Source organism: Nitrospirota bacterium, from assembly GCA_004296885.1.
In the GTDB taxonomy this organism is placed as follows: Bacteria; Nitrospirota; Nitrospiria; order Nitrospirales; family Nitrospiraceae; genus SYGV01.
In genome coordinates this window covers 156,926-183,287 of the sequence record SCVN01000016.1, presented here as the reverse complement: position 1 = coordinate 183,287, position 26,362 = coordinate 156,926, and the positions used below count along the sequence as shown (strand labels likewise).

At 63.8% G+C, this 26,362-nt stretch carries 26 protein-coding genes; 10 read left to right on the top strand and 16 right to left on the bottom strand.

Features of this window, described 5'->3' with window-relative positions; genetic code table 11:
• The 10 genes from EPO61_09815 to EPO61_09770 all read right to left on the bottom strand — a co-directional run bounded on the left by EPO61_09815 (position 1) and on the right by EPO61_09770 (position 10,906).
• On the bottom strand, positions 1 to 924 hold the full coding sequence (locus EPO61_09815) for an NAD-dependent epimerase/dehydratase family protein (protein TAJ08389.1): 924 nt from the start codon (positions 922 to 924) through the stop codon (positions 1 to 3).
• Entirely contained in the window at positions 921 to 1,895 is a 975-nt protein-coding gene (locus tag EPO61_09810) for an NAD-dependent epimerase/dehydratase family protein (protein TAJ08388.1), read from the bottom strand. Before EPO61_09810 ends, EPO61_09815 begins: the two co-directional genes overlap by 4 nt.
• 8 nt (positions 1,896 to 1,903) lie before the next feature.
• Positions 1,904 to 2,665, bottom strand: coding sequence for a TlyA family RNA methyltransferase (locus EPO61_09805; GenBank protein TAJ08387.1), 762 nt, complete (start codon positions 2,663 to 2,665; stop codon positions 1,904 to 1,906).
• A gap of 92 nt (positions 2,666 to 2,757) precedes the next feature.
• A complete protein-coding gene (xseB, locus tag EPO61_09800; protein ID TAJ08386.1) occupies positions 2,758 to 3,021 on the bottom strand; it encodes an exodeoxyribonuclease VII small subunit in 264 nt (87 codons plus the stop codon).
• A gap of 61 nt (positions 3,022 to 3,082) precedes the next feature.
• Positions 3,083 to 4,432 carry an exodeoxyribonuclease VII large subunit gene (locus EPO61_09795; protein ID TAJ08385.1) on the bottom strand — a complete coding sequence of 450 codons (1,350 nt, stop codon included), beginning with the start codon at positions 4,430 to 4,432 and terminating at the stop codon, positions 3,083 to 3,085.
• Between the two features lie 41 nt (positions 4,433 to 4,473).
• Positions 4,474 to 5,253 (bottom strand): TIGR00282 family metallophosphoesterase, encoded by a 780-nt coding sequence (locus tag EPO61_09790; GenBank protein TAJ08384.1) that lies wholly within the window; start codon positions 5,251 to 5,253, stop codon positions 4,474 to 4,476.
• 98 nt (positions 5,254 to 5,351) lie between these two features.
• Positions 5,352 to 6,920, bottom strand: coding sequence for a ribonuclease Y (rny, locus tag EPO61_09785; protein ID TAJ08583.1), 1,569 nt, complete (start codon positions 6,918 to 6,920; stop codon positions 5,352 to 5,354).
• 620 nt (positions 6,921 to 7,540) lie between these two features.
• Positions 7,541 to 7,897: a cell division protein ZapA gene (locus tag EPO61_09780; GenBank protein ID TAJ08383.1), complete on the bottom strand. Its 357-nt coding sequence runs from the start codon at positions 7,895 to 7,897 to the stop codon at positions 7,541 to 7,543.
• A gap of 274 nt (positions 7,898 to 8,171) precedes the next feature.
• The gene (gene zapB, locus EPO61_09775; GenBank protein TAJ08382.1) at positions 8,172 to 8,441 is read right to left on the bottom strand and encodes a cell division protein ZapB; all 270 of its coding nucleotides are present in this window, start codon (positions 8,439 to 8,441) and stop codon (positions 8,172 to 8,174) included.
• Positions 8,442 to 8,524: 83 nt separating this feature from the next.
• On the bottom strand, positions 8,525 to 10,906 hold the full coding sequence (locus EPO61_09770; GenBank protein TAJ08381.1) for a tetratricopeptide repeat protein: 2,382 nt from the start codon (positions 10,904 to 10,906) through the stop codon (positions 8,525 to 8,527).
• Between the two features lie 71 nt (positions 10,907 to 10,977).
• Here EPO61_09770 and rlmN point away from each other — a divergent pair, with 71 nt between their 5' ends.
• The 4 genes from rlmN (at position 10,978) to larE (ending at position 15,747) form a co-directional block, all read left to right on the top strand.
• Positions 10,978 to 12,099 (top strand): 23S rRNA (adenine(2503)-C(2))-methyltransferase RlmN, encoded by a 1,122-nt coding sequence (gene rlmN / locus EPO61_09765; GenBank protein ID TAJ08380.1) that lies wholly within the window; start codon positions 10,978 to 10,980, stop codon positions 12,097 to 12,099.
• A gap of 35 nt (positions 12,100 to 12,134) precedes the next feature.
• Positions 12,135 to 13,517, top strand: a complete 1,383-nt coding sequence (locus tag EPO61_09760; protein TAJ08582.1) for an insulinase family protein — start codon at positions 12,135 to 12,137, stop codon at positions 13,515 to 13,517.
• The gene (locus EPO61_09755; protein ID TAJ08379.1) at positions 13,517 to 14,917 is read left to right on the top strand and encodes an insulinase family protein; all 1,401 of its coding nucleotides are present in this window, start codon (positions 13,517 to 13,519) and stop codon (positions 14,915 to 14,917) included. The genes EPO61_09760 and EPO61_09755 overlap by 1 nt, the downstream gene beginning before the upstream one ends.
• Before the next feature lie 83 nt (positions 14,918 to 15,000).
• The gene (gene larE / locus EPO61_09750; GenBank protein TAJ08581.1) at positions 15,001 to 15,747 is read left to right on the top strand and encodes an ATP-dependent sacrificial sulfur transferase LarE; all 747 of its coding nucleotides are present in this window, start codon (positions 15,001 to 15,003) and stop codon (positions 15,745 to 15,747) included.
• Between the two features lie 66 nt (positions 15,748 to 15,813).
• On the opposite strand, the gene atpF is transcribed toward larE, so the two are convergent.
• The 4 genes from atpF to EPO61_09730 form a co-directional block, all read right to left on the bottom strand.
• Positions 15,814 to 16,323 carry an ATP synthase F0 subunit B gene (gene atpF / locus EPO61_09745; GenBank protein ID TAJ08378.1) on the bottom strand — a complete coding sequence of 170 codons (510 nt, stop codon included), beginning with the start codon at positions 16,321 to 16,323 and terminating at the stop codon, positions 15,814 to 15,816.
• Positions 16,324 to 16,460: 137 nt separating this feature from the next.
• A complete protein-coding gene (gene atpE / locus EPO61_09740) occupies positions 16,461 to 16,691 on the bottom strand; it encodes an ATP synthase F0 subunit C (protein TAJ08377.1) in 231 nt (76 codons plus the stop codon).
• A gap of 65 nt (positions 16,692 to 16,756) precedes the next feature.
• Entirely contained in the window at positions 16,757 to 17,509 is a 753-nt protein-coding gene (locus EPO61_09735; protein ID TAJ08376.1) for a F0F1 ATP synthase subunit A, read from the bottom strand.
• A gap of 19 nt (positions 17,510 to 17,528) precedes the next feature.
• On the bottom strand, positions 17,529 to 17,747 hold the full coding sequence (locus EPO61_09730) for a hypothetical protein (protein ID TAJ08375.1): 219 nt from the start codon (positions 17,745 to 17,747) through the stop codon (positions 17,529 to 17,531).
• Between the two features lie 173 nt (positions 17,748 to 17,920).
• On the opposite strand from EPO61_09730, the gene EPO61_09725 reads away from it, so the two are divergent.
• The 3 genes from EPO61_09725 (at position 17,921) to EPO61_09715 (ending at position 21,253) form a co-directional block, all read left to right on the top strand.
• Positions 17,921 to 19,459 carry an anthranilate synthase component I family protein gene (locus EPO61_09725; GenBank protein TAJ08374.1) on the top strand — a complete coding sequence of 513 codons (1,539 nt, stop codon included), beginning with the start codon at positions 17,921 to 17,923 and terminating at the stop codon, positions 19,457 to 19,459.
• An 80-nt stretch (positions 19,460 to 19,539) separates the two neighbouring features.
• Entirely contained in the window at positions 19,540 to 20,400 is an 861-nt protein-coding gene (locus tag EPO61_09720; protein TAJ08373.1) for a branched-chain amino acid aminotransferase, read from the top strand.
• Between the two features lie 40 nt (positions 20,401 to 20,440).
• Positions 20,441 to 21,253 (top strand): lytic transglycosylase domain-containing protein, encoded by an 813-nt coding sequence (locus tag EPO61_09715; protein ID TAJ08372.1) that lies wholly within the window; start codon positions 20,441 to 20,443, stop codon positions 21,251 to 21,253.
• Between the two features lie 347 nt (positions 21,254 to 21,600).
• Here EPO61_09715 and nadB read toward each other — a convergent pair whose 3' ends face one another.
• Together nadB and EPO61_09705 are read right to left on the bottom strand one after the other, a co-directional pair.
• Complete coding sequence (nadB, locus tag EPO61_09710; protein ID TAJ08371.1) at positions 21,601 to 23,286, bottom strand: L-aspartate oxidase; 1,686 nt, start codon at positions 23,284 to 23,286, stop codon at positions 21,601 to 21,603.
• A complete protein-coding gene (locus EPO61_09705; GenBank protein ID TAJ08370.1) occupies positions 23,283 to 23,789 on the bottom strand; it encodes a hypothetical protein in 507 nt (168 codons plus the stop codon). The genes nadB and EPO61_09705 overlap by 4 nt, the downstream gene beginning before the upstream one ends.
• Before the next feature lie 335 nt (positions 23,790 to 24,124).
• On the opposite strand from EPO61_09705, the gene EPO61_09700 reads away from it, so the two are divergent.
• The 3 genes from EPO61_09700 to EPO61_09690 all read left to right on the top strand — a co-directional run bounded on the left by EPO61_09700 (position 24,125) and on the right by EPO61_09690 (position 26,311).
• Entirely contained in the window at positions 24,125 to 24,220 is a 96-nt protein-coding gene (locus EPO61_09700; protein ID TAJ08369.1) for an AURKAIP1/COX24 domain-containing protein, read from the top strand.
• Between the two features lie 30 nt (positions 24,221 to 24,250).
• Positions 24,251 to 24,469 (top strand): hypothetical protein, encoded by a 219-nt coding sequence (locus EPO61_09695; GenBank protein ID TAJ08368.1) that lies wholly within the window; start codon positions 24,251 to 24,253, stop codon positions 24,467 to 24,469.
• A 96-nt stretch (positions 24,470 to 24,565) separates the two neighbouring features.
• Entirely contained in the window at positions 24,566 to 26,311 is a 1,746-nt protein-coding gene (locus tag EPO61_09690) for an ABC transporter ATP-binding protein (GenBank protein ID TAJ08367.1), read from the top strand.
• The last annotated feature ends 51 nt before the right edge of the window (positions 26,312 to 26,362 follow it).

Here is a 26,362-nt window from a genome sequence, read left to right as displayed (position 1 = left end):
TTAAGCTCCGACGCCACGGAAGAAGTCGACCGTCCGGCTCAGGCCCTCCCGAATGGACACCTTGGAGTCCCAGCCCAGTTCGCGCCGCAGCTTGGTCGAGTCCACCACGCTGCGTAGTTGCTCGCCTTTCTTGGCCGGCCCATGCAGCTCCTTGGATTGCGGGTTGGTCAGGTCGGCCAGGATCCGGAACAGTTCGTTGACCGTCGTTTCCTCCCCCGTCCCGACGTTGTAGGTCCCCTGGACCTCCTTGCCCATGACCGCCAGATGGGCTTCCACGATATCGTCCACAAAGATGAAGTCCCGGGTCTGCCGGCCGTTGCCATTGATGATCGGCTGTTCGCCGTGCAAGAGCTTCTGGGCGAAAATCGAGACCACACCGGCCTCGCCCTCCGGGTCCTGGCGGGGCCCGTAGACGTTCGCGAACCGGAGGCTGACCGCCTGGATCCCGCTCATGGCCTGATAATAAAACAGATAGTGTTCGCCGCTGAGCTTGCTGATTCCATAAGGGGACATGGGTCTGAGGGGATGGGTCTCCGGAGCGGGAAACACCTCCTGCTCCCCATAGATGGCCCCGCCGGACGAGGCAAAGATCATCTTTCTGGTGCCGTGCTTCACCGCCTGGGCCAGGACATTCAAAGTGCCTAAAATATTGATCTGCGCGTCATAGGTCGGATCCGCCACGGAACGTCGCACGTCCATTTGAGCGGCCAGGTGCATCACCATCGTCGGCCGCTCCTTCCGAAACACCCGTTCGAGCCCGCTGCCCTGGATGTCCGTCTTGTAAAAATTTGCAGCCTTGTTGATGTTCTTGCGCTTGCCGGTGGAGAGATTGTCCACCACGACCACGTCGTAGCCTTCCTGTACCAGCCGGTCTACCAGATGGGATCCGATAAAGCCGGCGCCGCCCGTCACCAGAATCTTCATGCCCCCCCCCGCCTCATGGTCCGGAACCAGTCCACAAACCGTTGCACGCCCTCCACGACCGGCGTGGTGGGGCGATAGCCCAAGAGCGACCGGGCCTTGGTGATATCGGCATAGGTCACCGGCACGTCGCCGGGTTGATCCGGCAAGGCCTGGATCTTCGCCGTTTTGCCCAGGTACTGCTCGATCAGCTGAATGAGCGCCCGCAGCTCGATCGTGGCCGATTCGCCCAGATTGAAGACCTCGAAGGGAAAAGGCCGGTCCAAGGCCGCCACGACCCCCTGCACGATATCGTCGATGTAGGTGAAATCCCGCCTCGAACTCCCGTCGCCGAACATCGGCACCGGGTGCCCGTCTTCGATCTGCCGCACAAACTGATGGATCGCCATCTCCGGCCTCTGCCTGGGCCCATAGACCGTGAAAAATCGCAGACAGGTGATGGGAATCTTATGCAAGTGATGGTAGGTGTAACAGATCAGCTCGCCGGCCAGCTTTGTCGCCGCATAGGGAGAAATGGGCCGGCTCAACGCCGCCGTTTCCGAAAAGGGCACCATCGCCAGCCCTCCGTACACCGACGACGAAGAGGCAAACACGAAGGTCGTCAGCGGACGCCGGCGCGCCACCTCCAACAGCACGATCGTGCCCCGCATGTTCACGTCCTCGTAGAGGAGCGGGTCCTTGATCGAAGGTCGCACTCCGGCCCGGGCCGCCGCGTGGAAAATCCTGGTCACCCCTTCGGCCTCGCAGAGGGATTCCACCCGGGCCTGATCCCGGATATCCCCCTCGATCAGCTTGTATTTGGGGTTGGACAGGGCCGCGCGGACGTTCACGCGCTTGATGGCGGGGTCGTAGAACGAGTCGAAATTGTCCAGACACAGAACCCGCTCGCCGCGGGCGAGCAACGCTTCCACCACGTGGGAGCCGATAAATCCGGCGCCGCCGGTCACCAGCGTACAAGATTCCCTTGTGCCCATCCCCAACCCTAGCCTCGCGGTTGATACCGCCACCCAACCAGAATCTCGCGGTTTCCTTTTTGTCCCGGCACGGGCGAGTCCAGCACGCCGATCTTCACCAGGCCCAGACCCTCCGCGCAAGCCAGGACCTTCTCGGTCACGGCCTGCCGCTGCGCGTCGTCCCGGACAATCCCCCCGCGCCCGACCTGACCCTTGCCGACTTCGAACTGGGGCTTCACCAACGCAATCACCCAGGCCGGCTCGCGCAAAAACCGGACGACACAGGGCAAGACCAGCGTCAGCGAAATGAACGACACGTCGATTACGGCCAGGTCGATCGGCTCCGGAATCGCCGCCGGGTCCAGGTACCGGATATTGCACCGGTCCAGTACGACCACCCGCGGATCTTGCCGCAGCTTCCAGTCCAACTGCCCGAAGCCGACGTCCACCGCATAGACGATGCGGGCTCCGCCTTGCAGCAAGCAATCGGTGAACCCGCCGGTGGACGCGCCCACGTCCAGGGCGGCCAGCCCGGTCGGGACAACCTTGAACGAAGCCAACGCCGCGGCCAACTTGCCGCCCGCCCGGCTGGCGTAGGGCGGCCGGCTGGCCACCTCGATCCTGGCGTCGTGGGCCACCAGCTTCGCCTGCTTATCCACCGGGGCTCCATCCACCGTGACGGCTCCGGCCATGATGAGGCCGGCGGCTTGCTCACGGCTGGCGGCCAAGCCTCGCGCCACCAGGGCGCGATCCAACCGTTCCCGCACCGGCGCCTTCTTCTGAGCCGTCATGAAGGGGAGGCATCCAGCGAACGTGTGTCAGTCATGCCCGCCGCACCGCCGGCGGGCGCAGACGATCGGCTCGGCCAGGGAGCGCGGCCAGCTCAATCTGATTCCGGCGGAAGGACGTCGGCGTGCTCGTCGGCGTCGAAGGTGAAGGCGCGCAGGCGCTTCTTTCCATCCTTGTCCTGCACCAAGATTTCGACTTTCCGCTCCGCATCGTCCAGCATCTTGAGGCAAGTCTTGGACAATTTGATGCCCTCCTCGAAGATCTTCAAGGACTCATCGAGCGGGAGATCGCCTTTCTCCAACTCCGACACGATCGTTTCCAATCGCGACATGGCTTCTTCGAACTTCAGCGCGGGCACGGAACCTCCTTTTCGCCAGCGAAGGCGCTATTATACCTGGCCGCCCCTCTGGGTCAAGCGATCACGAATCGGGGGCCGCCTCGCGGACCACGCAGAGGAGCCGACCGCTGGCCAGCTTGGCGCTGACTTCATCCCCGACCCGCACCTGGTCGGCCCGCCTGACGACGAGCCCATCCGGCACGGTTTGCACGATGCTGTAGCCCCGCGCCAGGATGGCCAGGGGGCTGAGGCCGTCCAACGTTCCCATCAGCGACGTAACTGCCTGCCGGCGCCACGCCAACCGAGCGCGCGTCTGCTGCTCCAGACGTTTCATATACTGGGGCACCAGCACCAGGGTGGCCCGGACCCGGCCCACCGGGCTGGCCAATCCCAATCCATGGTGGACGGTCAGCCAACGCCGGCTGAGTTGGCCCAGCGATACCCGCAGCGACTGGCCGAGGCGATCCGAAAGATCATCCAGCCGCTGCGCCTGCCGCTGCACCGGCAGGAGCAATCGCGACACCACTTGTCGCGCGTCCTCCACGCGATGCCGGATCAGGATGAGGCGCGTCTCCATGGTCCGCTCCAGCCTGGCGCGGAGGTCCGCCACGGCCCTGACCAGATCCGCCAAGACCGGCGCGACCGCTTCCGCCGCGGCCGACGGCGTCGGGGCCCGGTAATCGGCGGCAAAATCGGCCAGCGTCACGTCGATCTCGTGCCCGACGGCGGAGACCACCGGCACCCTGGATGCGGCGATGGCGCGCACGACCACTTCTTCGTTGAAACACCAGAGGTCCTCCATGGACCCGCCGCCGCGGCCGACGATCATCACGTCCACCTTGCCGGACGCGCTGAGGGTGCGGATGGCCGCCGCGATCTTCGTGCCCGCTCCTTCGCCCTGGACCGGCACCGGGCAGATCAGCACATCCAGCGACGGGCAGCGGCGCCCCAGGACCACGAGCATGTCGCGGATGGCCGCGCCCGAGAGGGACGTGACGAGGCCGACCCGGCGCGGAAGGAACGGGAGCGGCCGTTTGCGCGACTCGTCGAACAGCCCTTCGCGCGCCAGCTTTTCCTTCAACTGTTCCAGCGCCAGCTGCAGAGCGCCGACCCCCTTGGGCTCCAGGTAGTCCAGCACCACCTGGTATTCTCCGCGCGGCTCGTAGACAGTCAGGCGCCCGCGCACGACGACCTGCAGCCCTTCGCGCAGCGCAAACCGCAGGCGCTGGGCCTGGCTCCGGAACAGGACCGTCCGGATCTGGCACTGGGCATCTTTGAGGGTGAAGTAGAGGTGGCCGGAGGCGGGGCTGCGAAGGGTGCTGATCTCTCCTTCGATCCAGACTTCGGGGAATCCCTGTTCGAGCCGGTCGCGGACGAGCAGGGTCAGTTCGCTGACGGTGAGGATCCGCTGTGGCTGGGCGCCAGGACGCATGCGGGATGCCTAATCCAGGCTCATTGCGGCCGAACCGTCGGTCACTCCGGAATGCGCAGGCGCTGAATGGTCAGCGCCTTCCCGAGCCGGTGATCCAATTCGATCAGCACGGCGCAAAACAGGGCCGGCCCCTGCGCCACTTCGAAGCGACGCGGCATGCCGGTCAGAAACTTTTCGATGGCCAGTTCCTTCTTGATTCCGATGACCCCCTGCACGGGGCCGGTCATGCCGATGTCGGTCAGGTAGGCCGTGCCGTTCGGCAAAATCTGCTCGTCGGCAGTCTGGACGTGGGTATGGGTGCCGACGACCGCCGTCACGTCTCCGTCCAGGAAATAGCCCATCGCCATCTTCTCGCTGCTCGCCTCGGCGTGCATGTCCACGATGATGGCGCTGGTCTTCTCCTTCAGCTTGGCCACCTCCCGCCTGGCGGTCTGGAAGGGACAGTCCAGCGCGGGCATGAAGACCCGGCCCATGAGCTGGAGCACCGCCACCTTCTCGCCGCTGGGGGTTTCGGCCACAATGCTGCCCTGGCCAGGCGTGCCGGCCGGATAGTTCGCGGGCCGCAGCAAGCGCGGCTCCTGCTTGATGAACTCGACGGTTTCTTTTTTGTCCCAGGCATGGTTGCCGGTCGTGATGACCGACAAGCCAAGACTGAACAGCTCGCGGGCCAGCTCATTGGTGATCCCGAACCCGGCTGCCGCGTTTTCCCCGTTCCCGATCACCAGATCGACGCCATGCTGGGCCACCACCTTGGGCAGTTGGCGGGCGATGGCCCGACGTCCCGGCTCCCCCATGATGTCGCCGATAAAAAGAACCTTCACCTTCCACCAAAGTTGCCACGCGTCGTAAAGTCGAAAAGTCTGAAAGTCAGCAAGTCTCGACTTGCGACATTACAACTTTCAAACTTTACGACTCACGCTTATTTCGCAAAATCCACGAAACGGCTTTCGCGGATCACGGTCACCTTGATCTGGCCCGGATAGGTCAGTTCGGCCTCGATCTTCTTGGCCAGTTCGCGGGAGATGTGGGAACACTCCACATCGTTCACTTCTTCCTGCCGGACGATCACCCGGATTTCGCGTCCGGCCTGAATGGCATAGGCCTTCTGGACGCCCTTGAAATCCACTGCCAGGGCTTCCAGCTTCTCCAGCCGCTTCACGTAGGACTCCAAAGCCTCCCGCCGCGCCCCGGGCCTGGCTGCGGACAGGGCCTCCGCCGCCGCGACCAGCACCGTCTCGGGGCAGATCGGCTCAACCTGCTCGTGGTGCGCGGCGATCGCGTTCACGACCTTGTCCGACTCCCCATAACGTTTCGCGATGTCGGCCCCCAGCATGGCGTGGGGCCCTTCCTCTTCGTGGCTCACGGCCTTGCCGATGTCGTGCAGCAAAGCGCCGCGCTTGGCCAGCTTGACGTCCAGCCCCAGCTCCGAGGCCATGATCCCGCAGATGTACGAAGCCTCCCGGGCATGGTACAGATTGTTCTGGCCGTAGCTGGTCCGGAACTTCAACCGCCCCAGGACCTTGATCAGCTCGGGATGGAACCCCGACAGGCCGACTTCGAAAATGATCTTTTCCGCCTCTTCGATCATCATCTTCTCGACGTCGGTCTTGGTCTTCTCGACGATCTCCTCGATGCGGGTCGGATGGATGCGGCCGTCCTGCATCAGCCGCTCCAACGAGATCTTGGCGATTTCCCGTCGCATCGGATCGAACCCCGAGATGATGACCGCTTCCGGCGTCTCGTCGATGATCAGGTCGATCCCCGTTGCGGCCTCGATCGCGCGGATGTTCCGCCCTTCGCGCCCGATGATGCGGCCTTTCATGCTGTCGTTGGGAATCGGCACCACGGAGATCGTGGCTTCGGAGACGTAGTCCCGCGTCACACGCTGGACCGACCGGGCGATGATTTCCCTGGCTTCGCGTTCGGCGTTTTCCTTGGCTTCGTCGATGATGCGTTTGGCGACGCCCGCGGCATCCAGCCGGGCTTCGGACTCGATCTCGCCGAGCAGCTGCCGCTTGGCCTCGTCCACCGTCATCCCGGCCACCCGCTCCAGCGCCTGCCGATGCTCTTTGACGGCCTTCTCGCAGGCCGCTTCCTTGTCGGCGAGCGCTTCCTCGCGCCGGACCAGCGTCTGCTCGCGTTTCTGTGATTCGGCCTCGCGCTTGTCTACTGCGCCGGCCTTCTTCTCAAGATTTTCCTCCCGCTGGAGCAACCGCTTCTCCTGCGCGGCGAGGTCCGCACGCACGTCCTTCTGTTCCTTCTCCAGCTCGGCTTTGGCTTGAAACAGCCGGTCCTTGGCCTCCAGCTTGGCTTCCTTGACCAGGTTCTCCGCCTCGCGCTCGGCCCCCTGTACGATCTGGCGGGACTGCTCTTCCGCTTGCTGATGCCGGGACGCCAGCAGGGTCCGACGCAAGGCTTCGGAGACGCCGAAGCCGACCAGGGCGCCCACGGCGCCGATGATCACGTAGATGGCAACGCTCGTAAGAATGGTCTCCACCCCCTTTACATGTTGGTGAGGCGTACCAACGCCTCGGTCTCACGTTCAGCAGGGAGAATCAGGCGGGGCTCACGCCCCGGGTGCGGCCAGAAGAAACTTGGGAGGGATACGACGCAGGAACTGTTGCCCTGGTGACGGCGAAGACAAGAGGTGCGGCGGACAACCCGCCGCGGACGGTCAGAAGGTCCCGAAGAGTGTCATGGCGGCAGACCGGTTTCCTGGTCGGCCTCGAGCGAGAGAAGACCGGCGAGCCAGCCCAGCCCCACCCAGTCGGGGAGACATGACCGACACCGGACACTGTCTCACGCCCCCGTCAAACCCAACCGGCGCCAGCAGGGCCGCTATCTCACCCGCGCTACGGTCCAAAGAAGCCACGAGTGCTCGCCCTGCATCCGCGCCCCATCGACACCACCACGCCATGACTGTCGCCAACATCTTCATCGCATTCCGCTGTGCCGGATCAGTCCGGCTCATCCAATCGCCTCTTGTGCTATCAATGTCGCCCCCGAGCCGCTCCGTCGTTCTCCTGTTCCGCTCAGGTTCTCCTTCTCAGATTGTGCGTACCGTATCAAATGGCGGGAGCCAATGCAAGCCCCGCACGCCGCCGTCCATTACCCCCGTCGGCCCGTTTGCAGAGTTTCCTCGATGGATTCCATCAAATGCTGGGCACGCCGCTCCACGTCCGCTACGCCCTGCTCTCGTTGGGCTTCCGCCTGGAACAGTTGATGGGCGACGTTGAGCGCCACCAGCACCGCCAGCTTTGACGGCGTGGCGGTTTTCATGCCCCGCGCCAGACTCCGCATCTGTTCGTCTACATAGGCGGCCACCCGCTGCATGTAGAGCTCGTCCGCCTCGGCCTTGACGGTGTACTTCTGGCCATAGATCTCGATCTCCAGAGTCTTAGCCACGCACCACCTCCATCCCTCGCTTGGCGTGTACCGTCGGCCTATTGATCGGTTTATCGTAATTGTGGCCGACGGGTAAACCCCTCATGTATCTTGCAGTTCTCTAAAATGCCGAGTTCGCTTGAGCCCGGCGCTTCGATCAGATGCGCCGGGGGAAGTTTTTTGCCACCAGTGACAATATGAACCAAGCTTGCTTGAACCGCCGCGTTCGATCAACTCGCGGCGGATAGTTACTTTGCCTCCAGTGGCTATTTCCCATCCCTCGCTTGGCGTGGGCCGCGCGCCTCATACATTGCGGCGCGCGGATACACACTTCAATGTGAACGCTTTAAACCTATCATTCCTCGCATGGTGCGCCCTCCGCGCACTCGAGGAGATCCAGTTCGCCCAAGACCTTTTCGATCCGTGACCGAACGTCGTCCCGCTCCTGTTCCCACCGGCGGTTCATTTCGTCCTGCTTCGAAAGACGTTCCCGCGCCGCACGCAACTCTCCCTCCAGCGACGCATTGGCCTTCTTCAGCGATTGAATCAACTCCACCATGCTGCGGATGCGCGCTTCCAGCGCCGCCATCTTATCCAGTGCCATAAAACCCCTCCAAGAAGCCATCAGCGTTCAGCGGTCAGCTCCGATTCCGAGCACTGCATGCTGATAACTGACGACTTCGTAACTGAGCGCTCCTTATAGGAGCTTCAACAGGCCTTGTCAAGAAAGCGAACCGCGCAGACGCTGCCGCCCAACCGGTGATATTCGCGGTAGCTCCGCAGCACGCGTTTCACGTACTGGCGCGTCTCCTGATAGGGGATCAATTCGACCCACTCGTCTGGGTCCCGCCCGTTGGATTTGGCGATCCATCCCGCCACCGCCTGAGGCCCGGCGTTGTAGGCGGCCACGGTATGCATAACATTTCCGTTGAATTGCTGGAGCAACTGCTCGACGTAGCGGGCGCCCACCCGGATGTTCGTGTCCTGATCGAACAGGTCGTCGCGCCCCACGTCCGGGAAACCATGTTTTCTGGCCACTTGTTGAGCCGTGACCGGCATGACCTGCATCAGCCCCACCGCTCCGACCCGTGACACGGCCCGCGGGTCATACTGGCTCTCCTCGCGAATGATCGCCGCGACGAGATAGGGGTCCACCGCCGAACCGGCATGCGTCCGGATGGTCGGCAGGTACACCATGGGATAGGCCACGCTCCAGAGGGCCAACGGAACCGTTTCCCCTCCGCGTTCCAGGCCGTCCCGGAAATACAGCCGAGCCAGGCGCAGGGCATGGTGGGTGGCGCCGGACTGGCCCAGCAGGGTCGAGAGCTCCACCAGCGCCGCTCGGTCTCGGGCGTACCGCTCGGGCAACGAAGCCCATTCCTTCGCCGCATCCTGATCCATTCCCACAAGCCTCAGTTCGACGGCGCGCAGATAGTGCGGGTCCCGCAAGACCGCCTCCCGGCCTTCCTCGCCCGTCGCCCCGCCGCCGGACGGAGGCCCGTCCACCGATGCCGGAACCGGCGGGGCCAAGGGAGACGAAGCCGCGTGCATCTGCGCAAGCTGACAGTAGTAGGTACGCGCATATTGCCGGCAGAGCTGGAGGTACAGGTCGGCGGACTGGCGATCGTTGGACTGATCCAGCGCCCGCGCGGCCCAATACAGCGCTTTGGGGGCGACTTGCGGATCGTCCTTGCCTTTCAACAGGTCGCGGAAGGCGTCCACCGCCTGCCCGTAGCGGCCGGTCCGGTACTGGAGCCAGCCGATCCGCCAGAGGGCTTCCGTTTTCTGCCCCGACGCTTCTCCCAGCTGCAGCACTTTTCGATATGTCGTCAAGGCCTGGTCGTATTGGCCCTGGTCATCCTGCCAACTCCCCACCAACAACTGGATGGCCGCCCGTTGTTCGGCGGACAGGGCGCGCCGCGGGGCCGCCGCAGCCAGGGCCAGCAATCGCTCCCCGTCGTTGAGCCGCAGATAGACTCGCGCCAGCCAGACGGTCGCCTCGTCCGATTCCGGCCCGGCCTCGTCGGCCAGGTCCTTGAATACGTGCCGGGCCTGCTCGTACCGCTTGAGACGGACCAGGGCCGTGCCTAATTTCAACTTAGCTTCGCCTTTGCGCGCATCGTGCGGGGCGCCGCCGAGGAATTTCTGGAGGTCGGCGACGGCTTCGTCGTGCAGGGCCAGGTTCAGGAACGAGAGGGCGCGGTTGTACGATTCATCCGGCGTCGGACGCCAGACCGTCTTCGTCATCTGGGACAAACGCCGCTCGGCCTCTTTTGCTTCCTGCGTCTGCGGGTAGCGCGCCCAGAGTTGCTTCAACGCCGCCTGGCTGTCGGCAAGGCGGTTGTCCTTGAACTGGCAATCGGCGAGATTCAACAGGGCGCCGGGTGCAGCCGGCTCCTGGGGCCCCAGCAGCACCGCCCGCGCCAGCGGGTCCACGGCTTTGGCGCACTGCCCCGCCTTGTACCAGGATTCGCCGGACCGGTAGGCGATGCGGACTCCCAGCAAGGTGTCCGGCACAGCCTCAGGAATGCGCTCGAGTTGGACCGCGGCATCCCGCGCATCCCCCATTTTGAGCAACGCTTCTCCCATCCAGAGGCGGGTGTAATCCTCGATCACCGGCAGGTCACGTTGGGCGGCTCTGAAGTATGGCAGGGACTCGGCCGGGTTCCGCTCCAGCAACAGCAGCCCGGTCACAAGGCCGGCGCGCTTGGCCCAGAGGGAGTCAGGAAACCGCTCGCGCACCTCCGTCAAGCGCTGCAATCGAGCCGCGAACTGGCTGGCCGTATCGGTGGCGGGCGGCGGCTTGGCGAACGCCGCGCGATAACAGTCCTCCGGGGACGCACAGGCTGAATCGGGAGGCTCGGCCTGGGCCGCGGATGCGCCGGCGCAAATCAGGAAGAGGGCAAGGGACAGGAGACCGGAGGGCGCGACGAGGTATTGGCGAGGAACGGACATGCGTTCGCTGTGAACCAGGTGAAAGGGACGCATGCAAGTGAAAGTAGTATACCACAATCCCACCAAGGCTGACGTAACGCCGAAGTATGAATGCTGAGTAATGCATTGAAGATTCTGCCATTCTACATTCATCATTCATCGTTCTGCCTTCATCGTTTGCTTCCCCGCTCCTTGTCAGGCATTTTCTCCCTGTGCTAGGCTGACTCATGCCATCCCATGAGCCCCGACAAGCGACGCCGGCTCCCGAGGCGCTCTCGCTGCTGACCCTGGATTGTCCGGCCGCCGAGCAATTCGTCCACCGTCTCGGCTGGCCCACATACCGAGCCCAGCAGATCCTCCGCTGGCTGTATCAAGGCCGAGTTCGCGAGGTCGAGCAGATGACGGACCTCTCGAAGGCGGAGCGGGCACTGCTCAACGACAAGACAACGGTCGGGCGATCGCGTCAGTGCCGGACGCTCCGGGCCGACGACGGAACCAGCAAGTTCCTGATCGGTCTCGAGGACGGGCTGACGGTGGAAACCGTGTTGATTCCCGATGGCAGACGCCTGACGCTCTGTCTCTCGACGCAAGTCGGCTGCACCCTCGATTGCGCCTTCTGCCTCACCGGCACCATGGGCTTGAAGCGGAACCTGAAAGCCCACGAGATCGTGGACCAAGTGCTCACGGTCCAGGACCGGCTTGAGCCGGGGCACACATTGACCAGCTTGGTGCTGATGGGCATGGGGGAACCGCTCGCCAACCTGGATGCCGTTTCGGACGCCATCACCAGGCTGACCAACAAACGATGGGGCCTGGGCATTTCAGCCCACCGGATCACCCTGTCCACGGCAGGGCTCGCCTCCCGGCTGGACGAGGTGGCGGCGCTGGGCGTCAACCTGGCCGTCTCCTTGAACGCGTCGAACCAGGAACAACGGGCCACGCTCATGCCGGCTGTGAACCGCCTGTTCCCCTTGAAGACATTGCTTGACGCCTGCCGGGCCTACCCTCTTCCGCCGCGCCGCCGCCTCACCTTTGAATATGTCCTCCTGGGAGAGGTGAACGATACGGACGCGGACGCCAAGCGGCTCGTCAAGCTCCTCGCCGGCATCCGGTGCAAGGTCAATTTGATTCCCTTCAATCCCTTTCCCGGCAGTGCCTACCAACGCCCGACCGACGACAGGGTCCTGCGGTTCCAGACGATCCTGAAGCAGGCCGGGGTGGATACCTTCATCCGCAAGAGCAAGGGCCGCGACGTGCTGGGCGCCTGCGGCCAGCTCGGCGATCTCCAGGGCCTGATCACGCCACAGACCCTGATCCCCGCCTTGACACCGGCGGAAGCCGGTTGTTAAGAAGTACGGCAACGATGAATGAGGAACGCTGCATGATGAATGTACGTCGGCCCTGCATCCCGCGAGCCTTTTTCCTGATTGCGCTGCTCCTCCTGTCCGCCTGGCCAAGCGCCGCCCGCTCGGCCGAGACCAAGGAATACATCCTGGCGAACGGGCTGAAAGTGCTGCTGGTCGAGTCCCCCAAGGCTCCCGTGGTGACGGTCCAGATCTGGTACAAGGTCGGCTCCCGCAACGAGATCATGGGGCGGGCCGGCCTGTCCCACATGCTCGAGCACATGATGTTCAAGGGCACCCCCAAGCACGGCAAAGGCCTCTTCTCCAAAATCATCCGCAAGAACGGGGGCAACGACAATGCCTTTACCAGCCAGGATTTCACCGGTTACTTTGAGAACCTGGCGGCGGACCGGACGGAGCTGGCGCTGGAGCTGGAAGCCGACCGGCTGCGCGGCCTGCTCCTGGACGACAAGGAATTCCAGCTCGAGCGGGAAGTGGTCAAGGAGGAGCGCCGGCTGAGAACGGAGGACGATCCGCAATCCTTCCTGGCCGAGTCCCTCTTCGCCCAGGCCTTCCTGATGCATCCCTATCACTGGCCGATCATCGGCTGGTTTCCGGACCTCAACGCCATGACCAGGGAAGACCTCCGGCAGCATTACGACACCTACTACGTGCCGAACAACGCGACCCTGGTCGTCGTCGGGGACATCAAGGCCGAGACCCTGCTCCCGACCATCACACGCCTGTTCGAGCCCATCCCGGCCAAACCCGTGCCGACCGCCCAGATCGTGGCCGAGCCGGAGCAGCGTGGGGAACGGCGGATCGTCGTGAAGCGCGACGCCCAACTGCCGTTCATCATGGCCGGGTACCGGGTACCGAACTTCAAGGACGAGGACGCCTATGCCCTCACGGTCCTGGAATCCATCCTGTCGCACGGCAAGAGCGCGCGGCTGTATCAGAGCCTGGTCTACGAGCAGAAGAAAGCCCTGGCCGTCGGGGCCGAGTACAACCTGCTGGCCACGGACCCGGAACTGTTTTATTGCTTCGTCGTGGTCAAGCCGGGCCAGAAGGTGGAGGACGTCGAGCAGGCCCTCTACAAGGAAATCGCCAAGCTGCAGGCCGCGCCGCCCACAGCCAAAGAGCTGGAGCGGGCCAAGAACCAAGTGGAGGCGGAATATATCTTCGGCCAGGACTCCAACTTCCGCCAGGCCATGCTCCTCGCCCAGGCCGAGACGGTGGGAGCGGGCTGGCGCCAAGTGGACCAGTTCGTGGAACGCCTCCGCCGCGTCACGGCCGCGGATGTCCAGCGGGTGGCCAAGCGCTACCTGATCCAGGACGCCCGCACGGTGGGCATCCTGATCCCGACGCCGACGCAACCTGCGGCGCCTTCACCGGCACCGACGCTCATGAGCGAGGCGCAGTGATGATGAAAACACGGAAGGCAGAACGCAGAATGCAGCGGGCAGCCTGCCTATTGGTCGCCAGCCTGCTGTTGATTGTTTGCGGCCCCCTGCTCCAAGCCGAAACGGCGCAAGCGGCCAACATCAATCCGGTCCGCTACGTCGCGCCGAACGGACTGACGGTGCTCGTATTGGAACAACCGGCGCTGCCGATCGTGCAAGTCCACGCGCTGGTCAAGACCGGCTCGGTCCAGGACCCGCCCGGCAAGGCCGGCCTTGCTAATCTCGTGGCCAGCCTGCTGGATGAAGGAACCGCCACCCGCAGCGCCACGCAATTGGCCGAGCAGATCGAGTTTGTGGGAGGCCAGTTGGTTATCAAAGGCGGAGACGATTTCACCACGGCGGCGGTGAAAGTCCTGAAGAAGGACCAGGCACTGGGCGTGTCGCTGCTGGCCGACGTTCTGCTACGCCCCTCCTTTCCGGAGAAAGAGCTCCGTCGTGTCCGCAGCCAGATCCTGGGCGAGATGCAAAGCGAGAAAGACGATCCCGGAACGATCGCCGCCAAGGCCTTCAACCAGCTCGTCTTCGACGGCCATCCCTACCGCTGGCCGGTGAACGGAACCGAAGCGACCCTGGCCACCGTCACGCGGAAGGACGTCCGGCAGTTCTACGGTCGCGAGTATCTGCCGAACCAGACGATCCTGACCATCGTGGGCGACATCACGGTCGAGCAGGCGAAGGCGCTGGTGGCCACACACTTCGGCTCCTGGAAGCGGGCGCAGCCGCCGCCCCGCGTCACGACCCCGGCGGCCCCGGTCACGAAGCCGGTGGTCAAGCTGATCCAGAAGGAGCTGTCGCAGGCCACGATCATGCTGGGCCACCAGGGCATCAGCCGAACCAACCCGGACTTTTACGCCGTGACGGTGATGAACTACATCCTGGGGGCCGGCGGGTTTTCCTCCCGCCTCATGAATTCCATTCGGGACAACCAGGGCCTGGCCTACGGGGTGATGAGCAACTTCGACGCGAACCTGATGCCGGGCGCCTTCATGATCAGCCTCCAGACGAGAAACGAAACAGCCAACCAGGCCATCGCCGGCGTGCTGGCCGAACTCAACGGGATTCGCGATGCCCCCGTGACCGACGAGGAACTGGCCGATGCCAAGGCCTATCTGATGGGGAGCTTTCCGCTCCGCTTGGACACAACCGGCAAACTGGCCGAGGTGCTCAGCCAGGTGGAATTCTACGGCCTGGGCATGGACTACTTCACCCGCTATCCGAGTTGGATCGAGAAAGTCACCAAGGAGGATGTCTTGCGGGTGGCGAAACAGTACTTGAATTCCACGAACTATGCCCTGGTCGTGGTGGCCAACCAGGCCAAGGCGCAGGTGAAGCCGACCGCCAACGCGACGCTGGCCAAGTAGCCCCCTGCGCTAATGACGCCGAGGAAGCCGTGACCCCCTCCCTCGCCCAGAAACATCGGACACTGGAGCAGCTTCTCAGGAAGATGGGCTCCGTGCTCGTCGCCTATTCGGGCGGGACCGACAGCACGGTGGTGATGAAAGTCGCGCACGACGCGCTGGGGGCCCGGGCGCTCGCCGTCACCGCCGTGTCCTCCACGCTTCCGGACGTGGAACTGGAACAGGCCAAGCAGGTCGCGGCCCAAGTCGGAGCCCGGCACCGCCTCGTGGAGACCGACCAACTCCTGATCCAGGACTTCGTCAAGAACGACGCGGGCCGCTGCTACCATTGCAAGACCGACCTCTACCAAGGATTGGCCAAGCTCCGGCAAGAAATGGCGATGGGCGCCGTGGTGGACGGCACCAACCTGGACGACCTGGGTGACGACCGGCCCGGCCTCCTGGCCGCCCGGGAATGGGGCGTGCGGAGTCCCCTGGTGGAAGCGAACCTCTCAAAGGAGGAAGTCCGTGCGCTGGCCAGGGAGCTGGGACTTTCGAACTGGGAGAAGCCGGCGGCGGCCTGTCTCTCATCCCGCATTCAGCGGGGGACCCCCGTCACCGCCGAAAAGCTGGCGCGCGTGGAACGGGCCGAGGCGTTTCTGATGGACCAGGGATTCCTGCAGGTCCGGGTGCGGGACCGGGAGGGCGCGGCGCGGGTGGAGGTGGAGCCCGAGGAAGTCTCCCGGCTGCTGGAGCCGGCCATGCAGCGCAGGGTCACCGAACAGTTGCGCCGTTTCGGCTTCACGACCGTCACCCTCGATCCGGCCGGCTATCGTCAGGGCGGCGGCAACTGACCCGACGCCAATAAAAAAGGCCCGGCTGGATGCCGGGCCTTTTCTCACTGCGCTCGCCGGGACCGATCAGTTTTTCTGGAACTGCTTGGCCGCGGCCGCCAGGGCTTCGTCGGCCAGCCGGCGGTGATCCGCATCGTTGAGGCTGCGCCCCAAGACCTTCTCCGCCACCAACAAGGCCAGGTCCGTCGTCTGGTTGCGGATGTCCTGAATCGCCTTGCGCCGCTCCGCATCGATCTCCCGCTGCGCATCCCCTTTGATCCGCTCCGCGTCGGCCTGCAAGCGCTGTTCGTTTTCTTCCTGCACCCGCTGAGCCCGCTCCCGGGCGGCTGCGAACAGGGCTTCGGCCTCCTTGGCCGCCGCCGCCAGCTTGGCCTCGTACTCGTGCATCTTCCGCTCGGCCTCGGCGCGGTGCCGGTCGGCTTGCTCCAGGCTCTCCCGAATCTTCCGCTCCCGCGCTTCCAGCGTTTCGAGAATCGGCGGGAAGGCATACTTGGCCAAGATCCAGAGCAGGATGGCGAAGGAAACGACCTCCCAGAACATCAACGACGAAAAGAAGTGGCTTTCAAACTGTGGCATGGCGTTACTCTTTCTACAGGATGCTCAAAACGGTCGCCCAACAAGGCCGCAGGGTGTGAGACCCCCGAGGCGTACTGGAAAAGTACGTTGAGGGGGTCGAGCGCCCGAGAACGAAGTTGGAGGCCGTTTTCAGCATCCTACTTGCGGAGGCCCATGATGATGAACGCAATGACCAGCCCGTACAGCGCGATCGCCTCGACCAGCGCGAAGCCGATCCACATGTACTTGCCAACCCGCCCTTCGGCCTCCGGCTGGCGCGCAACCGCTTCGATCATCTTGCCGAAAATATAGCCGATCCCGACGCCGGCGCCGGCAAATCCCGCCGCCGCCAAGCCCATTCCGACCAGTGCCGCTGCTGCTGCATCCATGTCCTTCGATCCTCCCTTGAAAAGCTATGAGCTGATGGCTGATAGCCGATGGCTGATTCTATTGTCTAGTGCGCGTGGGCATCGCCATGCCCATGCAACGTCACCGCATCGCCCAAGTACACGCAGGACAACACCGTAAAGATGTAGGCTTGGATGAAGGCAATGCCGACCTCCAGCGCATTCATTGCAATCGTAAAGGCGAAGGGCAGCCAGCCGATCAGCAACCCGCCGCCGATGGCCAAACCGAACAACACGCCCAAGATCGTATGGCCGGCGGTCATGTTGGCGAAGAGCCGGACGGCCAGCGACACGGGCCGGGCCAATTGGCTCACCAGCTCGATCGGAATCATCAGCGGCAGCAGCCACCCCGGCGTGCCCGGCGGGACCAGGATGCCCAGGAACTTGATCCCGTGCAGCATAAACCCCAGCGCCACGCTCAGCGCATAGACCGAGATGGCGAACACGGCCGTGACGATGATCTGGCTGGTCACCGTGTACGAACCGGGAATCAGCCCCAACAAGTTGGAAAAGAGGATGAAGACGAAGAGCGTCGCCACCAACGGAAAGAACTTCATCCCATCCTTGCCCATCGTGTCCAGGATGATCCCGCGGATGAAATCCACCAGCAACTCGGCCAGGCTTTGCAGCTTCGTGGGCACCATCTTGCGGGCCGAACCCCCGATCACCAGGAGCGCGGCCGCCACGCCGACCACGATCCACATCAGGATCACGGCCTTGTTGATGGAGATATCCAGGCCGAAGAGCGAGATCGGAATCCACTCGTGCAGTTCAAACGGATGGAGCGGACTTTCTTCCACGAAATTTCCTTCTTTCTTCTTATTTCGGCCAGTTTTGCGCGACCCGCATGACGTTGCGAATACCCGCAGCCACGCCCACCACCAGCCCGATCACCAGGCCCCAGGACCCGGACCCGAACAGGTAGGTATCCGCCGCCCAGCCCAGCCCGCCCCCCACCACCAGCGAGGCGAGCAGTTCGGTCCCCATCCGGACCGCCTGCCCCAAGCCCGCGTAGAACGGATCGTTCGAGGGCGGCATGTGAATACTGCTGAATGTAGAACGATGACTGATGAAGTTCGGACCGTTCAGCGCTCAGCATTCCGCATTCATCGTTTCGGAAGCGCGCTATTCAATCAAAACGGCGAGTGTATTGTCAAGGTGAACGATATGCGCCTGGCGCCGACCTCCAGGAAGAAAATCGATTCTTCCCCATGTCCAAGAACGGCAGCCCCCTTAAGTGGCCCCCCTGTAGCTGCTTGTGGTACAACCAAGCCATGATTCGCCCGTCCCGCGCGCGGTTTCTGATGGAGGAGCGGCCGGAGCCGCTGGCAGTGTCGCTGCCGCTGCCGGACGCCGATGCATTTGAACTGTATCGCCGCCTGGCTGTCTCCGGCCGGCTGTCGTTTCTGCTGGATAGCGGGAAGGGAGGCGAAGAGATCGCCCGTTGGTCGTTCATGGGCAGCGACCCCTATCTGGTCCTGACCGGCAAGGGATCCGGCTACACCCTCTGCTCGCGCGACCGGATGACCAGTCACGTGGGCAGTCCCTTCACGGCCCTGGCAGACCTCATGCGCGCCTCCCGCATGCCCAGGCCCGAAGGCCTGCCTCCGTTTTTCGGCGGCGCGGTCGGCTACCTGAGCTACGATGCAGTCCGGCAGTTCGAACGATTGCCCAGCCTGGCCACGGACGATCTTCTGGCTCCGGACATCCAATTTGCATTCGTGGACTTGCTCGCGGCCCTGGACCATCAGGAACGGACGCTCCACCTGATCTTCGCCCCTCCGATGGAACGCCTCCTGGGAGAGCCACGCGAAAAGCTCTACCGGGAGGGATGCGATCGCTTGGCTGAATTGGAGGCGCGGCTTTCCGTCCCCGCTCGCGCCCTCGACGCTCCGACGCCCGGTGCCTGCGCCATCGCCCCGGGCCAATCGCAGGCCGAGTACATGGCCCGCGTGGGACAAGTCCAGGACTACATCCGCACGGGGGACATCTACCAGGCCAACTTGTCGCATCGCTTTACGATCGATCTGGCCCGGAACCGGTCAGAAGCGGAGCAAGGCACCTTTCTCTATCGGCGGCTCCGGCAGGTGAATCCCTCCCCCTTCGCCGGACTCCTCGCGTTCGATGATCTCTGCCTGGTCAGTTCTTCGCCCGAGCGGCTGATCCGACTACAGGACCGACAGGTGGATACCCGCCCGATTGCCGGCACCAGGCCGCGCGGCCAGAGCCTAGCCGAGGACCGGCGGCTGGCGGAAGAGCTGCTGACCAACCAGAAAGAGCGGGCCGAGCATTTGATGCTCGTGGATTTGGAGCGCAATGACCTCGGACGTGTCTGCCGTTACGGCACGGTCCGGGCCGATGAGTTGATGGTCGTCGAGCGTTATTCCCACGTGAGCCACATCGTCTCCAACGTCACGGGCGAGTTGCGCGAGGGGCTGGACGGCTTCGACCTGATCCCGGCGGTATTTCCCGGCGGCACGATCACCGGAGTGCCCAAGATCCGCTGTATGGAGATTATCGAAGAACTGGAGCCGGTCCGGCGCGGGCCCTATACCGGTTCACTGGGGTATCTGAGCTGGTCCGGCGATCTGGATTTGAACATCATCATCCGGACGTTGGTATTGACCAAGGGGCGCGGCTACCTCCAGGTCGGCGCCGGCATCGTGGCGGATTCGGACCCGGCCCGCGAATATGAGGAAACGCTGTTCAAGGCCGAGGCGCTTTTCAAAGCCCTAGGAGCTGATAGCTGATAGCATATGGCCGGATAACCTAACAGCAAGCTCTTGCCATCGGCTCTTAGCCATACGCCATATGCTCTCCGTATAACACTATGTGGATCTATCTGAACGACCGGTTCGTGGACCGGAAAGAGGCGCTGGTCTCGGTCTTCGACCATGGCTTCCTCTATGGGGACGGGGTCTATGAGACGCTCCGCACCTATGGCGGACGCTTCTTCATGCTCCAGCAACACCTCGCCCGGTTGCAGCGCTCGGCACGCCTGATCGGGCTGACCGTTCCCATCCTCGAGCAAGAGTGGCCGGCGTTATTGCGGGAGTCGGTGGAGCGCAACCGCCTCGCGGACGCCCACTTGCGCATCACCCTCTCCCGCGGCGAAGGCGAGCTGGGCCTGGACCCGGCCCTCTGCCCGAGGCCCACCCTGGTCATCATGGCCAGGCCTATCGCCCAATATCCGGCCCACCTGTTTGAGGAGGGAGTCCCGCTGACGCTGGCCGTGACGAGACGCAACCTCGCCACAGCCCTGCCGCCCCAGATCAAGTCGCTGAATTTCCTGAACAACATCCTGGCGAAGCGGGAAGCGGGGCAGGCCGGGACCTTCGATGCCCTCATGCTCAATGCGGAGGGGCTGCTCACCGAATGTACGACGAGCAATTTCTTTTTCGTGTCCGGCGGTGGCCTCTACACGCCTTCCGTGGACTGCGGCATTCTGGACGGCATTACCAGGGAGGTCGTCCTGACCCTGGCCCGTGAGGACGGCATTTCCGTCGAAGAAGGCCGTTATCCGGCCGAGGCCCTGGCCCATGCCGAAGAGGTCTTTTTGACCAATACCTCGATGGAAATCATGCCGGTGCATTCGCTCGACCAAGCCCCCATCGGAGCCGGACGTCCAGGACCCGTGGCCAGGAGGCTCCGGGAGCTGTTCCACTCCAACCTCGCGCGATTCCTCACGTAGCCGGCCATTCAAGCTCCCCTCGCAGCCGGCCGATACAGCTATGATGGTATCTGCCCGGCACGATACGCCACGGACCGCCTGCGCGAAAGGGTCAAAGGTTTTGACAGGCTGGGGGGGCGGTGCTATGGTCGCCGGTATGTCGAAGGCTTGGGAACATGTCCGGGGAGCGTTGAGCAACGCGGCAAGCTTGGGCCTCGCCCTTGCGCTGCTCTCCGTCCAGCTCCTCTTCCCCGTCCAGCCGGTTGACGCCGGTGACGTGTTCTATTATGTGGATCGGGAGGGGACGATGCATTTCACCAATACCCCGACCGACTCCCGATTCCGCAAATTTCGCGGCCCGGCCTCCGCGGCCCGTTCCTCCACATCGGTCGCGCAGGGTGCCGATCTCACCGACACAATCCTCCGCCACTCCCGGCAGCACCGGGTAGACCCGGCGCTGGTCCGCGCGGTCATCAAGGCGGAATCCGACTTCGATCCCACGGCGGTGTCGCGGGCGGGAGCCATGGGGCTCATGCAATTGATGCCCCTCACGGCGCTGAGGCTGAATGTGCGGGACCCCTACAATCCGGAGGAGAATGTCAGAGGCGGGGCTCAGTACTTGCGCTACCTACTGGACCGCTTTCACGGCAACGTGCCGCTTGCCCTGGCGGCTTACAATGCGGGGGAAACCCGTGTGGAACGATACCGGAACCTGCCGCCCATCGAGGAGACACGCCACTACGTCAGCAAAGTACTCCGGTTCTACCATGCGTTCCTGTCCAGCGAGTCCGAGGCGCTGCTCCGATCGGCCGGGGCCGTCACGTCATCGAAAGCGTCCGCTCCCCTCGTCTTCGCCGCCCCGTCAGTCCGCTGACCAACGCCCCTTAGCAGGATGTTGAAAAAGTCCGCCAGCGTCGTTCTCGCATCGCTCAGAGACTCCACGTATTACCAAGATGGAAAAACAACCCCGGAATCACTGCAGGGGTTTATCCGTTTGCCAAGAACCATGAGTAAGGACGAACGGCTCAAACGAAGTTTGGTATGTCCTCCTCGCCACTCACTCGCTGCGGCCAAGCCGCGGGAACAGCGTGCGTTTGACGCACGCGGGGTGGGCGGGTGAGAAAGTGGCTTTTTGACCATCCTGCAGGGGAGCCTCATGTTATCCCAGACCATCGAGCCATTGATGCCCGAGTGGCTCCAAAATAGTTTTTCAACAGCCTTCTAGGCAGGCTTGGCCTTGCCGGCCCGCAACGGAACCACGCGCGGACGCTTGGATTCGTGGCCTGGGTCGGACAGAAGGCTGTCCTGTTGCATATGGCTGTGGACCTTCCAGCCCGGCCTCCGGTGATCGGGAAAATCCGCCCGGTAGTGGGCGCCGACGCTGTTCTCCCGCCAGAGCGCCGCCTCGGCGATGCAGCGTCCGACCTCCACCATGTTCTTGACTTCCAACGCCAGCCGCGTCGTGAAGGGCCGGTTGAACGCCCGCTCCCAACGGGACAACTGCCCGGTGGCGCTGACCAGCGAGTCCCGGGTGCGGACCAACCCCACCTTGCCCCACATGACCCGGCGCAGCGAACTGCGGAGCTTGTCGGCATCCTCCACCTCCGCCGGCGGACCTGCATCCAATTCCCGCAGTGACGGCACGGGCGCAGCCGCACGAGCCCCGCGCGCCGCATAGACGGTCGCCGCCTTGGCCGAACGCGCGCCGAACACCAGTCCCTCCAGCAGCGAGTTGCTGGCCAGCCGGTTGGCCCCGTGCACCCCGCTGCAAGCCACCTCTCCGGCGGCAAAGAGTCCGGGCAGGCTTGTCGCTCCCATCGTGTCCGTTTTGACCCCGCCCATCATATAATGGGCGCTCGGCGAGACGGGAATCCATTCCTCGGTCATGTCGATGTCATAGCGGAGGCAGGTGGAATAGATGGTCGGGAAACGCCGCTTGATGAAGGCCGCATCCAGGTGGGTTACATCCAGATACACATGCCGGGAGCGGGTCGCCGCCATCTCCGACCAGATCGCCCGGGCCACGATGTCCCGCGGCGCGAGCGTCCCGGCCGGATGGTACCGCTGCATGAACGGTTCCCCCTTGATGTTGCGCAGTTCGCCCCCCTCGCCACGGATGGCCTCGGACAAGAGAAACGGCGGGCTGGAGGGAAGGTACAGGGCGGTCGGATGGAACTGCACGAACTCCATGTCCTCCAGCGCGGCCCCGGCCCGATAGGCCATGGCCATTCCATCGCCGGTGGCGTTGGGGGGATTGGTCGTCCGCGCATAGACCTGGCCCGCGCCGCCGGTCGTCAGGATGACCGCCTGAGCCGGAAGGATGAACCGCGCCCCGGTCACTTCGTTCAGCACGAGCGCGCCCCGGCACCGGCCGTCCACCACCACCAGGTCCACGGTGAAGTGGCGCCCCAGGTGCTGGATCATCTTCCGCCGCCTGGCCTCGGCCAGGAGCACCCGGACCATTTCGTTGCCGGTGGCGTCCCCGCGCGCGCGGAGGATGCGGCTGCGGCTGTGCGCGGCCTCGCGCGCGAACGCGAATTTGTCCCCGACCTTGTCGAACCGAGCCCCCCAGGTGATCAACTCCTGGATGCGCGCCGGCCCCTCCTCCACCAACACCCGAACGGCTTCTTCGCGGCAGAGCCCGTGGCCGGCCTTGACCGTATCGGTCAGATGGATCGCCACATCGTCCTCTTCGCTGAGCGCCACGGCCACGCCCCCCTGGGCGTAGATCGAGCTGCTCTCCAGCGGGTGTCCCTTGGTCAGCATGATGACGCGCCCGTGGCGGCTCAACTCAATCGCGGCGCGGAGGCCGGCCACCCCGCTCCCGATGACCAGAAAGTCGGCGACGGGGCCCTCGGCCGCCCGGGCGGACTGGGCTGGCCGGCGAGTTGAGCGATCGGCGTTCATCGGGAGGATGCGCTCGGAGGAGCTGTCGAATCTTTATGGCGCGAGGAGATGCCGAACGGGATATCCCCGTCGAAACTGGACAGCAGAATGGATTGGGTCCCCAGCCAGCGAAGCATGCCATGCCCCCGCTCCCGCTGTTCGGTATCCTCTTGCTCTCGCTTCCACAGCCCCTGCCAGTGGACGAAGACATCGATCTGATCTCCGTCGATCACGATGCGTTCGATCGAGAGGTCGAGGGTGATGTCCTTGAACGTTTCGAAATCCTTGTTCGCCCCGGCTTCCATCTTGTCGATGCGATTGGAGGGGAGCAACAGGGCATGAAAGGCGGACGCGTCCTTCTTCACGTAGGCTTTGCCCAGCGCCTCGACGGCCTTGTCGATCCGCTGATAGCGCGCGTAGTCGGCCGGGTAGCGGGCCTCCTTGGTGGAACAGCCGACCGAGGCCGCCACGCACAGCACGGCGACAACGCCCAGGGACAGAACCCGCAAGAATCGGCGACGCATGGCACAGTATAGGAAGGGCCGATCGGACCCGTCAAGCTGCCTTGTTGAAAGAATCGCGGCAACTGCATGGAGGCGACCGGTTTGAACATCGCCGCGTCCTACCATCACGCCAGCGTCCCAGGCAGTCGGCTCTGTGACTTTCGGACTTTATAGACGTTCCACCGTGCAGGCATTCCTTGCCGCCGGCATCGTTTCCTTGACAGGTTTCCCGCCCCTGTGCTACGACACCCACTCCTGGCTGTGCGAGAAACCGTCATCCGCGCGATCAGCGCGCGCATCCGGCTTGCTTTTGGCCGACGATCTCTGTATACACTTTTTCATTCAGGAGACTACGCATGTCCAGTGTTCTCAAGAAGCGCAGGAAGAAGATGCGCAAACACAAGCACAAGAAACTGCGCAGAAAGCAAAAGTTCCTGAGGCGCCGGGCTTAGGCCCGGCGGCTCTGGCTCACGGAGGGCGCCGTGCCCGAGGCCAGAAAAGCTCGCGTAAAAGTCCGCACGATGAACAGCATCTACGTCGGGGATTTCGTCATTCCCCCGATGCGCAACCGCGTGTCGGACGTGCTCAACGAAGAGCAGCGGCTGTTCATCAATCTCACCGATGTCATGATCGACGACCGTGAACGGGCTGACTACGTCTCGCTCAACAAGAACCTGATCGAGTCGATCACGCAACTCTAAAAAGCGCTTTCAGCCGTCAGCATTCAGCCCTCAGCCTTCGGAGCTTTTCGCCCCCCTTCATGCTGATCGCTGATTGCTGAAAACAGACGGCTTTGCATGTCCTACTACTCCCGCTTTCTGCCGTTCCTCAGACCCTACCTGCCGCAGATGGCCGGGGCGGCCGTGCTGGTCATGGCCGTGGCCCTGTTGAACCTGGCCTTGCTGCGGCTGGCCGGCTTCCTGTGGGACATCATCACGGTCCGGCACGACGCCGCCGGCATGACCCGCACGATCGGCCTCTTTCTCGGTCTGGTCCTGGCCCAAGGCCTGCTTTCGATGGGCCATAGTTACCTCACCGCCTGGGTTTCCCAGCGCATCATGGCCGACTTCCGGACCCACCTGTTCGGCCACCTGCAGCGGCTCTCCCTCAGCTTCTTCGCCAAACGCCGCACCGGGGAAATCCTCTCCCGCCTCATGAACGACGTGGGCGTAATCCAGGCCACCGTGACCGAAACGCCGATCGACTCGGCCAAGCAGGTGGTCACCTTCATCGGCGGCGTCGCCTTCCTGCTCGTCATGAACTGGCGGCTCTGCCTGCTGATCTTGCTGCTGCTCCCCCTCCTGGTCCTGGTCGCCCGTTTCTTCGGGAAAAAACTCCGCGCGCTCTCGACCTCCATGCAAGACCAGACCGCCTCCGTCACGACGCTGGCGGAAGAGGTCCTGTCGGGTATCCGCGTGGTCAAGTCCTTCGTGCAGACCGCCAGGGAGGAGGCGCGGTTCGCCCGCTATTCGCAACAAGCCCTGCAGCTCGCCCTGCGCCGCGCAACGGTCCTGGCCCTGTTCGTCCCGACCATCACCCTGCTAACGTTCGCGGCCGCCGCGGCGGTCCTCTGGTACGGAGGCCGGCAGGTGATCGACGGGGCCGTGTCGCCGGGGGATCTGTTCGCCTTCGTCCTCTTCGCCGGCATCCTGATCGGCCCCTTCGGCTCCGCGGCCCGGGTCTTCGCCCAGATCAAGGAAGCCCAGGGCGCCATGCAACGGGTGTTCGAGATCCTCGACACCCAACCGGAGATTCACGACCGGCCTGATGCGATTGACCTGCCGCCCATCGCCGGCCATGTCAAGGCCGACGCGGTCAGCTTCGCCTACGACCCCAGGCAGCCGGTCCTCTCGGACGTCTCCTTCGAGGCGAAGCCGGGCGAAGTGATCGCCTTGGTCGGCCCGACCGGCTCGGGGAAAACGACCCTCGTGAACCTCCTGCATCGCTTTTACGACCCAACAATCGGCCGGCTGACGATCGACGGCTATGACCTCCGACATATCCGGCTGGACAGTTTGTACCGGCAGATTGCCCTGGTACCCCAGGAGACGGTCCTGTTCGGAGGGACCATCTTGGAGAATATCCGCTACGGGCGAGAAACGGCCACCGAGGCCGACATCATGGCCGCCAGCCGCGCCGCCAACGCCCACGACTTCATCACCGCCATGCCGGACGGGTATCAGACGGTGGTCGGCGAGAAGGGCGTCAACCTCTCCGGCGGGCAGAGACAGAGGCTGGCGATCGCGCGGGCGGTGCTGAAGAACCCGAGAATTCTGATGCTCGACGAAGCGACATCAGCTCTGGATGCCGAGTCCGAGCGGTTGGTGCAAGAGGCGCTGGACCGGTTGATGGCCGGACGGACCACGATCGTCGTGGCTCACCGCCTCACTACGATTCAAAAGGCCGACCGGATTTTAGTGCTGAGCAAGGGCCGGATCGTCGAGCAAGGCACCCACGCCTCGCTCATGGAGCAGAAGGGGCTCTACCACTACCTCTATACGCTGCGCGTGGAAGAAATGCAGGCAGAAAGTTGGAAAGTCTGAAAGTCCATCAAGCCAGCGGCCTAATCTTCGGACTTGAGGACTGTACGACTT